The sequence below is a fragment of the Paenibacillus sp. OK060 genome (assembly GCF_900101205.1).
Taxonomy (GTDB): Bacteria; Bacillota; Bacilli; order Paenibacillales; family Paenibacillaceae; genus Paenibacillus; species Paenibacillus marchantiae.
Genome location: NZ_FNFR01000004.1, coordinates 490,566 through 505,010 on the forward strand (window position 1 = coordinate 490,566; position 14,445 = coordinate 505,010).

Below are 14,445 nucleotides of genomic sequence, written 5' to 3' on the forward strand. Positions count from 1 at the left end.
ATGCCCTAAGTTGACTGTCGCAAGTTTAACTCTTCCGCAGCCGTACCCTTAGTTTATGTACCATAATGAGCAGCAAAGGAATTGCAATGCCACAGGTCAGGTCCCAATCAATCCAATATGGAATAACAACCTTGAGATAGAAATTTTCGTTTGGAGCTAGAACAATGGACATGGCCAGAACCAACAGGGCACCAGGCAAAATGAGTGGACGATAGCTGGACAATTTGAAGAGATGAGTAATTCCGAGTACAAAGCTATAGAAAAACAGAATGCTTTTGAAAAAGACGGCAATAATCCAGACGGAAGCCATAAAGGCTTCGATTCGTTGCAAAGAGTTGCCTATGTTAATCTTCAGCGACAGATTAAATGCTGCGAACCAATGGTGCTGCGTCATAAATGGCCCCATGACCAGCAGACAGATGGTTAGCGTTAGGGTAAGCATCAATCCGCCTATAATGGCTGCCAGCAGGATATCCTTTTCCCAATGAGCTTCCTTTTTGGCATAAGGAAAGAGCATAAGAAAGATGCACAATTCACAATAAGGATAGGTAAGCACAGCGACAAAGCCTTTAAAGGGATTCAGAAATCCTTCTCCAAGAACAGGCTTGATGTTGTCCAGATGTGATTGCGGGAACAGACAGACGGTCAGAATGAGCAGAAATAGCACAATCAGGGGAAGAAATACCTCGGCGCTCCTGCCTATGGGTTCCAGACCAGATAAGAGCCCCCAGACAAGAGTGAAAACAAAGAGCAAATTCACAATGAAGAGCGGGGATTCAGGCAAGATCTGGGTCGTCATGAAATCCCCAATTTCTCGTATAAACGCGGAGGTACCCATTAGAAAATAGAATAGATAAAAACAGCTGATGAAGGCCCCGATCCAGGGCCCAAGAGTATGCAATGCATGTTGAATCAGATTCATCCGGGGCTGCAGTTTGTACACAACGAGCATAATGGACAGTATGCCTGCTCCTCCAGCAACGCCCAATAATGCGGACAACCATGCATCCTGATGCGCATATGAAGTGATCATCGAGGGGAAGACGATAATCTGTTCACCAATCGTGCATAAGAACATCAGCGAGCCCAGTTGTCTTACAGTTAAACGCCCCTTTTCAATCATGTGGGTTCTCCTTCGCATGTCGATCTAGATATTTGGTTAGGATACGCCAATTGCACCAATTTTATTAGGAAATGGATAAAGGCATATATCAACATAAAAAAAGGTAGGCAAAAAAGCCCGGACAACTGAATTCCCTATATGGAGCGAGGGAATTTGTGTCCGGGCTAATCAGAGTACTCAATTTAATACACAATATTCACGTCACGGATTTCCCGTGTTAGCTCGTTGTGGTCAAACGAATGCGAATATTCTGTGGGTCTACAGTAAACCAGTCCTTACCTTGCTGTTCGATAGATGTGTTCGACTGACGCAGTTGCTCTACAGCTTGTTCCAATTGTTCTTTCTCGTCATAAACGATGGTGAAGTAGTCAATGCCTGTCGCATTGTCAGGATTTACAGGGGCGCCTGTACCAGCCCAAATGTTCAGCCCGATGTGATGGTGATAACCGCCTGCGGACACAAACAGGGCGGACATATTGGCGAAGTTACCAACGATGTCGAAACCAAGGACTCCTGTATAAAAACGGCGCGATTCTTCCAAACCACGTACGTGGAAATGAACATGACCAATGACGGTTCCGGCGGGCAATCCCTGCCAAGGCTCGTTTGCGGCCAGAGCGAACAGGCTGTCTACATCAACAGGATCACTTGACATAATGTAGTTATTATCTGCATCTCGCTTCCAGGTGTCGCGGGCGCGGTCTGCATAGATTTCGATACCGTTCTGATCCGGATCTGAAATGTAGAATGCTTCACTGACCAAATGATCACCCTGACCAATTTCAATGCCGGATTCAGCCAGATTACGGAGGGCAAGGCCCAGCGATTTGCGGTCGGGCAGCAGGATGGCGAAGTGATATAGGCCTGAAGTGGAGCGAACAGGCATCGTCACGGCATCGGTCAACTGCTCAAGGCGTAGAAGCGAATGCTTTCCATCGGCAGTCATGGTAGCGACTTTTTCACTGCGTTCAAGCAGTTTCAGTCCGACCACTTCGGTATAAAATTGAATGGATCGCTCCAAATTGCTGATTCGCAGACTTACTTCACCCAGATGGGTTGTAGCAGGAATTTGATAAGTAGAAGTCATAAGGATTTCCTCCTGTAAACAAGTTTAGTTGGTTTGTTGCGGTTCGCCCATTGGCAATGGTAGGGGCTATTGTAATGTCATAGCTCATGTGGATATGAGACTCAACTGTACATTTATAAATAAGTTACTTTTCATAAGTTAATATAAAATATAAATCAACTTTCGTCAATTGTATTTTCGATTTTGGTGTAGTCATTCTTGGTTGAATATTACTTCTATTATGGAATACAAAACAAAAATCCGGCTTCATGGCCGGATCTCCAATGTTGATGTTGGTGACAAACGAATCTCTTTGTTGTTTGCCGCTTAAGCCTTAGGCTTAGGCGCAGCCTTCTTTCTTTTCGAAGGAGCAGGAGCCTCTGCCTCTCCTCCAGCCACTGCTTGGACCGAAGTTTTCTTAGGAGCACGTTTTTTGGGTTTGGCTGTGGTGGTTCCGGGATCGGTTGGAATGGGCTTCACAGCTTCAATACTTGCTTGCAATGCTGCCATAAGATCCATGACATTCGCTTCAGGCTTGGCAGGGGCAATTTTAATTTCTTCACCGGCTACTTTGTGATTGATCAGATCCAGCAGTTTGGCGCGGTAGTCGTCTGTATATTTACCAGGTTCAAAAGGAGTGGATAACTGATCGATCAGCAGTTTCGCCATCGTCAACTCCTTCTCGTTTACGTTCAGGACCTCGGGCAGGTTGGGAACCTGAGAGACGGGACGGATTTCGTCTGGATAGAAAATGGTTTCCATAGAGAGGCAATCGTCCAGTACACGGATCGCGGCCAAACTGCTTTTGGAGCGAATGGATATCTTGGCGATGCCAATCTTTCCTGTATCCCGCATGGCAGTCATTAATAGCTGGTAGGCGTTTCCTCCCGCTTGATCGGGGGAGAGGTAATACGTTTTTTGAAAATAAATCGGATCGATCTCCGTTAAATCTACGAAGTCCAGAATGGTAATGGTTTTGCTGCTGGAATCATTTAACGCTTCAAGCTCGTCCTTCTCGAACAAGACGAATTTGCCTTTCTCATATTCATATCCTTTGGTGATCTCTTCCCATTGAACCTCAACTTCGCAGGAAGGACATTTACGTACATAAGCGAGTGGGCTGCCGCAGACTTTGTGAATGTAACGCATGGAGATGTCTTTGTCTTCGGTAGCCGAAAACATTTTGACAGGAACATGAACCAGACCAAAGCTAATTGCACCTTTCCAGACCGTATGCATGAACGGCTCCTTTCCGAGAACATTTTATGTATAGTATGGGCATTTCACAGGAGGGATAACCGTATTTCCCCGGAAGCGGTATGCTTCAGAAAGAGTGGGGGATGATAACAGAAACATCCTTAAGATCTGTGCTGTATTGCGCTGGTTTTGGAAGAGGATGATGTTAGTTATTAACTATCACGTCAGGAGGCACCCCCTATGAAGAACAAACGAGACGAAGCTGAAGCTCACGCCCATACGTTCTCTCCGTATCCTCGTGCCGAGTCGGAAGGGTCTGAAGGTTTTCATACACCTGCAACAGCGGTTAACTGGGAGGCTATCACATCAGAAGAGCTGCCGCTTGACAGGGAGTCGTTCATGCTGGACATTGACCGGATGGTGAATGAGGGTCTGGGCGGTGGACAAGTCACGGAAGATAACGGTTATATCGGTGAAAGTACGACAGATAGCATGGTGCGGGAATCGCATGATGATCCGGAAGGGGAGTATGAATAATGTTGGATGTGAAACGCGCGAAAGCCATTTATGATTCCAAAGATACGATTGCAGTTACATTGGAAGGAGATCCGGTCTGGATCGAAAATGTGGATGAAGCTAATGGCATGGCAACGGTGCAGGTGGGCAGCAGACCGGGGAATACTCAGACGGTACGTGTAGACCGTTTGGAAGAGTAAAAGGCAAAGTGCTGGTGAAGGATGTCTAGGAAGGCCGGTGCCGTCAGGTACCGGTTTATTTGTCGTTCGTGTGAATGGTGGCCTGTCTTCTGCTCTGCTTCTGCTCCTTCGATGTTGCGGGGGGAGAATGGGACCGATATAATAAAGTTCAAAGTGAACTCAGGCGGCTTGACCGCCAAAGGTGGGGCGTATATTGAATCAGACGCATGAGCAGTGGGTGTATCACTCCCATGGCATTGCAGATACAGAAGTACTCGCGTCCGCACTCGCTGAACAGGCAACCGCCGGCATGGTGATTGCATTGGACGGTGATCTGGGCGCGGGCAAAACGGCATTTTCACAAAAGTTTGCCTGGCATTTGGGTGTACGTGATGTGGTCAACAGCCCCACGTTTACACTGATCAAGGAATACGAAGGGCGTCTGCCCTTATATCACATGGACGTGTATCGCATATCGCTGGAAGAAGCGGACGAGCTTGGACTGGATGAGTATTTCTATGGAACCGGAGTCAGTCTGGTTGAATGGTCCAGTATCATTCCCGAATTACTGCCGCAGGAACACTTGCATGTGCAGATTGAAACGACGGGTCCAGAGGATCGAACGATTACGCTGGATGGGTATGGCGAGACTTATGCTGCCTTGTGCCGACAGTTCAGACAGAATGGAGTCAAATGATGATGGAAGATTTACAAAAACAGCCGCGCCAGCGGTTTTTGGCGTTGGATACATCGACTGCGGTGATGGCAGCCTCAGTTATGGAAGGCCACGTCCTTCTGGAAGAACGGAATGAACGGGCAGAACGCAACCATTCGGTACACGTCGTGCCTGTAATGGAGCAGCTGCTGGAAGCTAGCAGCACGCAACCGGGACAGCTGGACGGCGTTGCCGTGGGCATTGGCCCGGGCTCGTACACGGGCATCCGCATTGCGGTGACCGCGGCGAAAACGTTAGCCTGGGCGTGGGACATCCCTGTTGTCGGGGTGTCCAGCCTTCAGGCTATGGCCTGGGGCGGCTGGCACAGTGGCCTCGCCGCCAAGGCCGAAGCTGCGCCAGAGGATGCCGCAGCAGGGGCTGGCGGAACGCCATCCGCGGACCAGGGTGGCACAGGTGCCGCCTCTGTCCACTGGATCGTTCCGCTTGTGGATGCACGGCGCGGTCAAGCCTATACCGCGCTGTTTGCCTCCGCCGGGAGCGCTGCGCCCCGGCGGCTGGCGCCAGATGCCATCCGTATGGTGGACGGATGGCTGGAAGCCCTCGCCGCCCGCATGGCGGAAGCGGCGCCGGAAGAGCGGCCCGCTGCCGTCTGGATTGTCGGCGAGACGGGCCCGCATGCGGTAGCAGCGGCTGAGCTTCGCTGCCCCGCAGGAACGGCGCTCCAGCTCGTACCCTATGAGCTGGAGGGCCGCTGGGTTGGGCGCTTAGGCGCCGAGGCGCTGCTTGCAGGTCAGCGAGATGACGTGCATGCGCTCGTGCCTAACTACACTCAGCTGGCTGAAGCGGAAGCCAACCTGCTACGCAAAGGCTAAAGGGGGAGGGGAAGCAGATGGACAACGTGGAGAATGATGAGCAGGAAGCAACGCTTCAGTTCAGGTTCATGACTCTGGATGATATTCCCGATGTCATGATTATTGAACATGAAGCCTTTACCCTGCCCTGGACGGAAGAAGCATTTCAAAATGAATTGACACACAATCATTTTGCTAAATATATGGTCATGGAATTGGAAGGTACAGCGATCGGCTATGCCGGCATGTGGACAATCATGGATGAAGCCCACATTACCAATATTGCAGTCCGGGAAGCTTATCGTGGGCGCAAGCTCGGTGAGAAGCTTCTGGACGAATTGATGAAAACGGCGGCTTATCTTGGGATGGAACGCATGACGCTGGAAGTCAGGGTTTCGAATCGAATTGCCCAGAGCTTGTATCAGAAAAAAGGGTTTGAATCGGCTGGTCTTCGCAAAGGGTATTACTCCGACAATGGGGAAGATGCGATGATTATGTGGGCGAATTTGCCGCCTGCGAGCCGGAGCGGCGAAGAGGAAGGAAGCGTAACGGATTCATGAAGGATTTCAATGAAAAGGTAAGTTCAGCACCATCTTATATATTGGCCGTGGAGACAAGCTGTGATGAAACATCCGTAGCGGTAGTCAAGGATGGACGGGAAGTGCTGTCCAATCTGATCTCCAGTCAGATCGAGACACATAAGGCATTTGGCGGAGTTGTACCTGAAGTGGCTTCGCGTAAACACGTTGAAGTGATTACGCTAATGTTGGAACAGGCTATTGAACAATCTGGCATCCGTCCGCGTGATCTGAGTGCAATCGCCGTGACGCAAGGGCCTGGACTGGTTGGTGCATTGCTGGTCGGTATCGTCGCGGCGAAAACCATGGCCATGGCACTTGGCAAACCACTCATTGGCACACATCATATTGCGGGACATATCTATGCCAACAGACTTACCCATGAGCTGCAATATCCAGCGATGGCACTGGTGGTTTCAGGTGGTCATACCGAGCTTGTGCATATGGAATCCGAAGGTAAGTTCAAACTGATCGGCCGTACGCGTGACGATGCTGTAGGTGAGGCTTATGACAAAGTAGCGCGTGCACTGGGTTGCCCCTATCCGGGAGGACCGCATGTGGACCGGATGGCTGCTGAAGCAGAGCAGGCGGTACCTTTGCCACGCGTCTGGCTGGAAGCAGATTCGTATGATTTCAGCCTGAGTGGTCTGAAGTCTGCTGTGTTGAATGTGCTGAATCAAGCCAAAATGCGCGGAGAAACACTTGAACCATCGGCTGTGGCACGGGGCTTCCAGGAAGCTGTCGTCGAAGTGCTGGTAGAAAAAGCAGTAAGGGCTGTCCGTGAGTATGGATCACGTCAATTGCTGTTATGCGGTGGCGTTGCGGCAAACCGGGGATTGCGTTCAGCCTTGCAGGAGCGTTGTGCGAAGGAAGGGCTCGAATTGCTGATCCCGCCGATGGAATATTGCACCGACAATGCAGCGATGATTGGAGCTGCAGCGTATTTGAAATGGCAGCGGGGAGAAATCTCGGAATTCGATGCCAAAGCTGATCCTGGACTTTCACTTGAGGCATGGTCTGTACAATCGCTATAAAATGATTCATGCATATGAAGACTTGACAGCCTCAAGTGAAGAATGTATATTAATTACAAATTAAAACAGGAATTATGATTCCTGAACTGAAAACGCAATGAACAGGAACAGTAGGGTATTTCCCGGTCTTAGAGAGCTGCGGTGTGGTGCAACGCAGTCGAAGGAAACCTGAAACTCACCTGGAAGCGGAACGATGGAACACGGTAACTCCTCGGGAGAAGCCGAAGGCCGATGATGGCCCAAAGTACATGGTTACGGGTTGCCTCCGTGAATGGGCCGTTGTTGATGGAATCCGGATGACATATCGGTAGAAGATCAACAATAACTGAGGGGGCTTTTGTCACTTTGGGCAATGATAACGGTATGGACGCATACAGGATCAGCTCGAAGGAAATGAAAGTCAACAAGAGTGGTACCGCGAAGGTGAACAGCCTGTCGTCTCTTGCATTATTGCAGGAGATGGCAGGCTTTTTTGATTTTCAAAATGGTGATTAAATTCATGGTCACATATCATAAATGTAATGAACGGGAGCAGTAAAACGATAAAGCGCACAGAGAGCTGCGGGGTGGTGCAACGCAGTGGCTGGAATCGTTTGAATCTCGCCCGGGAACGGAGCTGTGGAAACAGATGAGGCGATGTCTCATCCCTTGTCTTTGTAACCAAAGGACATCGTGGTACACAGCAACGGCTAACCTCCGTTATAGGGTGTTTCTCCGGCTGGATCGGTTGTTATTGTTGCGTGTACGCAACTGCAATGGATCTAGGCCGGGGACGACGAGGTGGATGGTGCCTGGCGCAAGCCTGGACCATCAAGCAAGAGTGGTACCGCGGAGGGGATAATAACCCGCCGTCTCTTAGATGAGATGGCGGGTTATTTGTGTTTGCTGCCGGCAGCAGGGTGGGCGATGGGAATCCATAATCATGGTTTAGAAAGAAATAAGACTGGCGTGCAAGTCGACGTGCACGCCGGCATGGAGTGCAAAATGAATAAACATAGAAAACGGGAAATGAACGCCTCGTTCCGATCCCAAAAATCCAATATACATTCAAATTTGATGGAGGTTGATGAATATGACAACGAACAATAACAAACGGATGATTGAGATTTTTGATACAACACTGCGCGATGGAGAACAAGCACCGGGAGCGAGTCTGCAACCTGAACAAAAAATTGAACTGGCACATCAATTGGCTTCTCTGGGCATTGACGTCATCGAGCCTGGATTCCCGATCTCAAGTCCAGGTGAGTTCGCGGCGGTTCAGGCGATTTCCAGACAATTGCAAAACGTGGAAATTTGCGGATTTGCGCGTGCGGTCAAAGGGGATATTGATGCAGCCGTTCGAGCAACGGCTGACGCAGCGCGCCGCCGGATTCACTTGTTTATTTCCTCTTCGGACATTCATATTGAGCATCAACTGCGCCGTCCGCGCAGCGAAGTCGTAGCTACCGCCCGGGAGATGGTCTCCTATGCACGTCAGTTCACGGATATTGTGGAATTCACTGCCATGGATGCGGCTCGCACGAAGATGGATGATCTGATTGAGATGGTTGAAGTAGCCATTGAAGCAGGAGCAAGTATTATCAATTTGCCAGATACGGTCGGGTACGCACTGCCGCATGAATATGGAGAGATGTTCCGTCAGGTGCGTGAGGGTGCAAGAGGCGGAGACAAGGTGCGTTACAGCGCACACTGTCATAACGATCTGGGACTTGCGGTTGCCAACAGTCTGGCTGCAATTGCCAACGGTGCTTCCCAGATTGAAGTAACCATTAATGGTGTGGGAGAACGGACGGGTAACTGTGCCCTGGAGGAGCTGATTATGGCTCTGGAGACGCGGGGAGATGTAATTGGCGCAACGACAAATATCAAACTGAACCAGATGTATGAGACTTCCCGTCAGATTAGCCGTGCGATGCATTTCCCAATTGCCTACAACAAACCGGTGGTAGGGCGCAATGCCTTCCAGCATGAGTCTGGTATTCATCAGGATGGTCTGCTTAAGAATCGGAGTACGTATGAGATTATGGACCCGGAAGCGCTGGGAATTCCACGCAGCATGATTATTCTGGGCAAACATTCCGGTCGTCACGCTTTGAAAGATCGGGTTCGTAAATATGGCTTTGAACCGGATGAGCAGCAAATGGAACAGCTGTATGAGATATTTAAAGAAACTGCCGATCAACAGAAAGTGGTCAGTGATGACCAGTTATTGCAGATGGTGAGCCAGACCATGAATATTCCTGCCCAGGATTATGAACTGGTTGAATTGCAGGTTACGGCCGGCAGCATGACGGATCGAATGGCAGCAGTTCGTATTCGCACGAGCGCAGGGGAGCAATCCTATTCTGCGGTTGGCGGTGGTCCGGTAGATGCAACGATTCGTGCGATTGGTCAAAGTATCTCGGACGACATTACTTTTGTCGATATGGAAATGCACGCACTGAGTGGAGGAGAGGCTGCGAGTGCAGAAGCTGCAGTTACTGTGGAACGTGCAGGACGTGAATTCAGAGGAACTGCCACGCACAATGATATTGTCATGGCAGCCGGTTTGGCTTATGTAGCAGCTTGCAATGCGGCCGGACTGAAGGCGGAGTCTTCCGAAAGTGATGAATCAGTGCACGCGTAATAGTACTCCAGTAAATCACATAACTTTATGTCAAAAATAAACCAGAGGCAGGCCTTAAATACAGAGGTCTGCTTTTGTCCTTTTATAGGAGAAAAATTTGAAAGAACGAATGTGTTTGTCAAGGTGTGATTATAGTTATCCACATATTCAGTGTAAATTGTGGGTAACTATCTCAAAGTCAAACCAGTAATGTTTTCGAAAATAAAAGGCTTTAGGGGATAAAATGGTCGAGTTATATTCACAAAGTTGTGGATAATGTGGATAACTCGGTGGATAAATATGGTTTTTGTGCAAAAAAAGCTATTCTACCGCCGTATAATTAAATGAATTGGATTGCTTGCTATCTTGCTTTCTTGTGGATAAATTAGAGGCTTTACAACGTAAAAATATTTTACTTGATTCGAGTGGATTTGACAAATAGGGAATCATCCTACTCAAATCTGTCTCGCTTTATGCTCAAAAAAAAGCCAATCCCGTAAGGAATCAGCTTTTGATATAAAATCCAGTCTATTTTGTTTTTTTTCTTATTCTAAAGCTAATTCTTCCCACTCTTCATAAGCCTTGGCAAGTTGAAGCTTGTGATCCTCCGCTTTCTCCTGAAGCTCTTGCAGCTTCATGTAGTCCTGATATATTTCAGGCAGAGCCATCTGAGCCTCAAGCTCTGTAATCTCCGTTTCCAGCTTCGCAATCTGTTGTTCCAGAGCTTCCTGCTTGCGTTGCCGGTTACGTTCTTCACGCTTGGCCTGCTTGTCCGCTTCGAATGAGGCGGCACCGGATTTTTCGGTTGCGGATAGACCTGGATCAGATTTGGCTGAGTTTTTGTTAGAGGCCTGGCGTGCTTCAGCAGCTTCGCGCGCAATATCTTCAAGCTCCTGTTTCTTCTCTACATAATCATCATAATTGCCGAGGTAATGCTCTGTTCCGCCGGGATGCAGCTCGACAATACGTTCAGCCATTTTATTGAGGAAATACCGGTCATGCGAGATGAACAGCAATGTGCCCTCATAGTCCATCAGCGCCGCTTCAAGCACTTCTTTGGCGAACAGGTCGAGATGGTTCGTAGGCTCATCCAGAATGAGCATATTGGCTTCCTTGAGCATGAGCTTGGAGAGGGAGACACGAGCTTTTTCTCCACCGCTAAGAGATGAGATCTTTTTGAGTACATCATCTCCACTGAACAGGAAGTTGCCTAGTACCGTACGAATCCGTGATTCTTCCATACCTGGATATGCGCTCCACAGTTCTTCCAATACGGTATTGGAAGGATTAAGTCCCGTCTGCTCCTGATCATAATAGCCAATCTGCACCTTGGTACCCCATTGGATCTCACCGCTTACAGGGCGCAAACTTCCGGTGAGGCATTTGAGCAAGGTAGATTTTCCGATACCGTTCGGACCGATCAAAGCAACCGTTTCCCCGCGTCTTAGATCAAAAGATACATTGCGGAATAACGGCGAAGCCTCATCGTAGGCAACGGAAAGCTGATCCACACGGAGCACTTCCTTGCCGGACATCACAGCCGGTTCGAACGAGAAATGAGCTTTCTTCAAATCTCCCATCGGTTTGTCGAGTCGATCCATCTTGTCGAGTGCCTTGCGGCGGCTCTGTGCCCGTTTGGTTGTTGAAGCACGGACGATATTCTTCTGAACAAACTCCTCCATCTTGGAGATTTCATCCTGTTGTTTCTCGTATTGCTTCATCTGGCTTTCGTACTCGGCAGCTTTCAGTTCCATGTACCGGCTGTAATTGCCCGTATATTTTTTGGAGCGGTGCCGTTCGATCTCCACGATGTTCGTTACAAGCCGATCAAGGAAATACCGGTCATGAGATACAACCAGCAGGGCGCCAGAATAACCTCTCAGGTAATCTTCGAGCCACGTCAGGGTGGCGATATCGAGATAGTTGGTAGGCTCGTCCAGCATTAGCAGGTCAGGGGCCTGAAGCAAAATGCGAGCAAGCGCAAGACGTGTCTTTTGCCCGCCGCTCAGTGTGGCAATCTGGGTATCTGGTGAGAATTCACCGAAGCCCATCCCGTGCAGTACACTGCGAATGCGGGTTTCCATTTCATAACCGCCATGATCCTTGAACCAGTCCGAGCGTTTCGCATAACGCTCAAGCAGATCGGCATACTTTTTTTCATCTTCCATTTGCGCGGGATCAGCAATATCCTGTTCCATCTGACGCAAATCTGCTTCCGCCTGAGTCAGGTGGCCGAATACGTTCATCATTTCTTCCCATATGGAGCGATCGGATTGCAGTCCGCTGTTCTGAGCGAGGTAACCAAGCGTTGTTTCCTTGGATTTGAAAATTTGTCCACCATCGTAGGACATTTCTCCAGCCACAATTTTGAGTAAAGTGGATTTCCCTGCGCCGTTAACACCAACGAGTCCGATGCGCTCGCGTTCTAATATTTGTAAGTTCACGCCGTCCAGGATTGGATCGACACCAAAACGTTTGATAATTCCGGATACTTGCAGCAGCATAAAATTAAGTTCCTCCATAGGTCCAGTTCTTGATATGACAACTATATCCCAGTTTACATGAAATACAGAGCAAATGCACCGATTAGGAGTGCTTGGGGCGTGTAGTCTTTTTGGTCAATCAATGATAAACTGAAAGAAGGCATGTTAATACATGAGGATTTTGCAGAAAATGAATCATTTTAACGATTCCAACACGATGACAACTGGTGCATAACATATAAATGGTTTTAATTGAGAGCTAGTTTACCTTCCCGATCAACAGGAGGTTATTCAAGGACATGCAGGATCATACGGAACAGAAAATCCGTCTTCGTTCCAAGCTGAGACAGAGCCGGGATCTGATGGATGAAAGCATGCGTCAGCAGGCGATGAGTGAGATTAATGATGTGACGAAACGGGAGCTGGAGCGCCTTAGACGGGACAAATGGAAGCTGGGGAACAAGCGGCTTATGATTTTCAGCTATTTGTCTTATGGAAGCGAAGCATCTACAGCTTTTTTATTTGAAGAAGGCTGGAAGCATGGAGATCAGATGCTCGCGCCGAAAGTGCTGACGAATCCGGCTCGCATGGAATTGCGACGTGTCATGGGTGAACAGGATATTCAGCCGGGAATATGGGGGATACCTGAACCCAAGGATTCCTCTGAAGTGCTGCAACCTGAAAGCTGGCCGGATATTGATCTTATCATCGTACCGGGGCTGGGATATGACCTTCATGGAGGGCGCATTGGTTATGGCGGCGGTTATTATGATCGTTTTGCAGAGACACTTGCAGCGAAATGTGCGATGACGGACAAAAGGCCACGGATGGCTGCATTGGTATTGCCAGGCCAGCTACAGGATGAAATTCCGATGGACCCACTTGATCTGCGAATTGATCTGTTGATAACAACCGAAGGTATATTACATATCGTATAAAGGGTTGTGATGTGATTGAATTCAGAAACGAATAACGACCAGGCTTCCGGCAATAAACTGACTCATTTTAATGAACAGGGACGAGCTCGGATGGTTGATATTTCGGGTAAGGAAAGTACCGTGCGTACAGCTGTTGCGGTATCCAAAGTGACGATGAGTCCGGCTACGCTTGAAGCGATTCGGGAGGGCCGAATCGGCAAAGGTGACGTTCTGGCTGTGGCTCAAATTGCGGGCATTCAGGGCGCCAAGAAAACGTCGGACTGGATTCCGATGTGCCATCCATTGGCATTGACGGGTGTGGATATTGGTTTTCATGACAACGGTGTCGATGAATTGCAGATTGAAGTTACGGTCAAAACCGAAGGAAAGACAGGTGTCGAGATGGAGGCGCTCACGGCGGCGTCGGCTGCGGCACTGACGATCTATGACATGTGTAAAGCCATGCAAAAAGATATGATTATCGGTCCAACCATGCTTAATTCCAAGAGTGGTGGCAAAAACGGCGATTTCAGCCGATAAGGGACATTTATTTTCATAGAGGAGAAGGGTGATCTTTATGGTGTGGAGAACAGCAATCCTGACAGCCAGCGACAAAGGGGCCCGCGGGGAACGTGAGGATACGAGTGCCCAAGTGATCCGGGAACTTGTGGAAGAAGAACTGGGTGGGGAAATCGTGGAGTACCGCATCGTTCCGGATGAACCCGATGAGATTATTGCGGCTTTGATTGAAATGACAGATTATTTTCACGCTGATTTGGTATTGACCACTGGGGGAACGGAGCTTGCGATTCGTGATATTACTCCAGAAGCGACCCGGCGGGTTATTGAACGGGAAGTTCCAGGCATGGCTGAAGCCATGAGATACAGTGTTATGGGCAAGAATCGTTCTGCCATGCTGTTCCGAGGCGTATGCGGCATTCGCGGACGTACATTGATTGTCAACCTGCCAGGTACACCGAAGGGTGTGCATGAGCATTTGGCGGCCATTATGGACCAGCTTCCGGAAGCATTGTTAATGGTTACGGGTCAGTTCAAGCAATAAGGGTGAAACAGCTATAGTAGCAGGTGTGAATTAAGCAGGAAAAATGATTGGATGTCGGGGTCTCTTTTGTGAATAATGTGGGTTATGTAAGTGGTTACATCTATGGTATGATTGACATAATTCAAAATGAAGCAAAGACATCCATGACCTTATG

At 48.9% G+C, this 14,445-nt stretch carries 15 protein-coding genes and 2 other annotated features; of the genes, 11 read left to right on the forward strand and 4 right to left on the reverse strand.

The window, feature by feature from the left end; genetic code table 11:
- Positions 1-25: 25 nt before the first annotated feature.
- From BLS14_RS17360 to BLS14_RS17370, 3 genes are all read right to left on the reverse strand, one after another.
- Positions 26-1,123: a GerAB/ArcD/ProY family transporter gene (locus BLS14_RS17360; RefSeq protein ID WP_063564490.1), complete on the reverse strand. Its 1,098-nt coding sequence runs from the start codon at positions 1,121-1,123 to the stop codon at positions 26-28.
- A gap of 217 nt (positions 1,124-1,340) precedes the next feature.
- Positions 1,341-2,210: a VOC family protein gene (locus BLS14_RS17365; protein WP_090953130.1), complete on the reverse strand. Its 870-nt coding sequence runs from the start codon at positions 2,208-2,210 to the stop codon at positions 1,341-1,343.
- Positions 2,211-2,516: 306 nt separating this feature from the next.
- Entirely contained in the window at positions 2,517-3,428 is a 912-nt protein-coding gene (locus BLS14_RS17370) for a non-homologous end joining protein Ku (protein ID WP_072734330.1), read from the reverse strand.
- 198 nt (positions 3,429-3,626) lie between these two features.
- Between BLS14_RS17370 and BLS14_RS17375 the strand changes: the two genes are divergently transcribed.
- The 8 genes from BLS14_RS17375 (at position 3,627) to BLS14_RS17410 (ending at position 9,849) form a co-directional block, all read left to right on the forward strand.
- On the forward strand, positions 3,627-3,923 hold the full coding sequence (locus BLS14_RS17375; protein ID WP_063564487.1) for a hypothetical protein: 297 nt from the start codon (positions 3,627-3,629) through the stop codon (positions 3,921-3,923).
- A 2-nt stretch (positions 3,924-3,925) separates the two neighbouring features.
- Positions 3,926-4,102, forward strand: coding sequence for an H-type small acid-soluble spore protein (locus BLS14_RS17380; protein ID WP_053783520.1), 177 nt, complete (start codon positions 3,926-3,928; stop codon positions 4,100-4,102).
- A gap of 193 nt (positions 4,103-4,295) precedes the next feature.
- Positions 4,296-4,778, forward strand: a complete 483-nt coding sequence (gene tsaE / locus BLS14_RS17385; RefSeq protein WP_090953132.1) for a tRNA (adenosine(37)-N6)-threonylcarbamoyltransferase complex ATPase subunit type 1 TsaE — start codon at positions 4,296-4,298, stop codon at positions 4,776-4,778.
- A gap of 2 nt (positions 4,779-4,780) precedes the next feature.
- Entirely contained in the window at positions 4,781-5,629 is an 849-nt protein-coding gene (tsaB, locus tag BLS14_RS17390; protein WP_090953386.1) for a tRNA (adenosine(37)-N6)-threonylcarbamoyltransferase complex dimerization subunit type 1 TsaB, read from the forward strand.
- Between the two features lie 17 nt (positions 5,630-5,646).
- Positions 5,647-6,168, forward strand: a complete 522-nt coding sequence (rimI, locus tag BLS14_RS17395; protein ID WP_063564485.1) for a ribosomal protein S18-alanine N-acetyltransferase — start codon at positions 5,647-5,649, stop codon at positions 6,166-6,168.
- The gene (tsaD, locus tag BLS14_RS17400; RefSeq protein ID WP_063564484.1) at positions 6,165-7,220 is read left to right on the forward strand and encodes a tRNA (adenosine(37)-N6)-threonylcarbamoyltransferase complex transferase subunit TsaD; all 1,056 of its coding nucleotides are present in this window, start codon (positions 6,165-6,167) and stop codon (positions 7,218-7,220) included. The genes rimI and tsaD overlap by 4 nt, the downstream gene beginning before the upstream one ends.
- Before the next feature lie 88 nt (positions 7,221-7,308).
- Positions 7,309-7,666, forward strand: a binding site (T-box leader).
- Between the two features lie 66 nt (positions 7,667-7,732).
- Positions 7,733-8,079, forward strand: a binding site (T-box leader).
- A gap of 5 nt (positions 8,080-8,084) precedes the next feature.
- Positions 8,085-8,309 (forward strand): hypothetical protein, encoded by a 225-nt coding sequence (locus BLS14_RS17405; protein WP_176854584.1) that lies wholly within the window; start codon positions 8,085-8,087, stop codon positions 8,307-8,309.
- Positions 8,293-9,849 (forward strand): 2-isopropylmalate synthase, encoded by a 1,557-nt coding sequence (locus BLS14_RS17410; RefSeq protein ID WP_079695244.1) that lies wholly within the window; start codon positions 8,293-8,295, stop codon positions 9,847-9,849. The genes BLS14_RS17405 and BLS14_RS17410 overlap by 17 nt, the downstream gene beginning before the upstream one ends.
- A 524-nt stretch (positions 9,850-10,373) precedes the next feature.
- On the opposite strand, the gene BLS14_RS17415 is transcribed toward BLS14_RS17410, so the two are convergent.
- Entirely contained in the window at positions 10,374-12,332 is a 1,959-nt protein-coding gene (locus BLS14_RS17415; RefSeq protein WP_063564481.1) for an ABC-F family ATP-binding cassette domain-containing protein, read from the reverse strand.
- Between the two features lie 278 nt (positions 12,333-12,610).
- Between BLS14_RS17415 and BLS14_RS17420 the strand changes: the two genes are divergently transcribed.
- From BLS14_RS17420 to BLS14_RS17430, 3 genes are read left to right on the forward strand one after another with little or no spacing between them, the layout of a single operon-like run.
- Positions 12,611-13,249 carry a 5-formyltetrahydrofolate cyclo-ligase gene (locus tag BLS14_RS17420; protein WP_063564480.1) on the forward strand — a complete coding sequence of 213 codons (639 nt, stop codon included), beginning with the start codon at positions 12,611-12,613 and terminating at the stop codon, positions 13,247-13,249.
- A gap of 15 nt (positions 13,250-13,264) precedes the next feature.
- Positions 13,265-13,768, forward strand: coding sequence for a cyclic pyranopterin monophosphate synthase MoaC (gene moaC, locus BLS14_RS17425; protein ID WP_305367634.1), 504 nt, complete (start codon positions 13,265-13,267; stop codon positions 13,766-13,768).
- A 37-nt stretch (positions 13,769-13,805) separates the two neighbouring features.
- Positions 13,806-14,291 (forward strand): MogA/MoaB family molybdenum cofactor biosynthesis protein, encoded by a 486-nt coding sequence (locus tag BLS14_RS17430; RefSeq protein ID WP_024630749.1) that lies wholly within the window; start codon positions 13,806-13,808, stop codon positions 14,289-14,291.
- The last annotated feature ends 154 nt before the right edge of the window (positions 14,292-14,445 follow it).

Coding starts and splice junctions, on each gene's coding strand:
- rimI (WP_063564485.1), top strand. CDS start 5,647: ATGGACAACGTGGAGAATGATGAGCAGGAAGCAACGCTTCAGTTCAGG.
- BLS14_RS17375 (WP_063564487.1), top strand. CDS start 3,627: ATGAAGAACAAACGAGACGAAGCTGAAGCTCACGCCCATACGTTCTCT.
- BLS14_RS17410 (WP_079695244.1), top strand. CDS start 8,293: ATGACAACGAACAATAACAAACGGATGATTGAGATTTTTGATACAACA.
- BLS14_RS17360 (WP_063564490.1), bottom strand. CDS start 1,123: ATGATTGAAAAGGGGCGTTTAACTGTAAGACAACTGGGCTCGCTGATG.
- BLS14_RS17420 (WP_063564480.1), top strand. CDS start 12,611: ATGCAGGATCATACGGAACAGAAAATCCGTCTTCGTTCCAAGCTGAGA.
- BLS14_RS17415 (WP_063564481.1), bottom strand. CDS start 12,332: ATGCTGCTGCAAGTATCCGGAATTATCAAACGTTTTGGTGTCGATCCA.
- BLS14_RS17405 (WP_176854584.1), top strand. CDS start 8,085: ATGGCGGGTTATTTGTGTTTGCTGCCGGCAGCAGGGTGGGCGATGGGA.
- tsaB (WP_090953386.1), top strand. CDS start 4,781: ATGGAAGATTTACAAAAACAGCCGCGCCAGCGGTTTTTGGCGTTGGAT.
- BLS14_RS17365 (WP_090953130.1), bottom strand. CDS start 2,210: ATGACTTCTACTTATCAAATTCCTGCTACAACCCATCTGGGTGAAGTA.
- BLS14_RS17370 (WP_072734330.1), bottom strand. CDS start 3,428: ATGCATACGGTCTGGAAAGGTGCAATTAGCTTTGGTCTGGTTCATGTT.
- BLS14_RS17430 (WP_024630749.1), top strand. CDS start 13,806: ATGGTGTGGAGAACAGCAATCCTGACAGCCAGCGACAAAGGGGCCCGC.
- tsaD (WP_063564484.1), top strand. CDS start 6,165: ATGAAGGATTTCAATGAAAAGGTAAGTTCAGCACCATCTTATATATTG.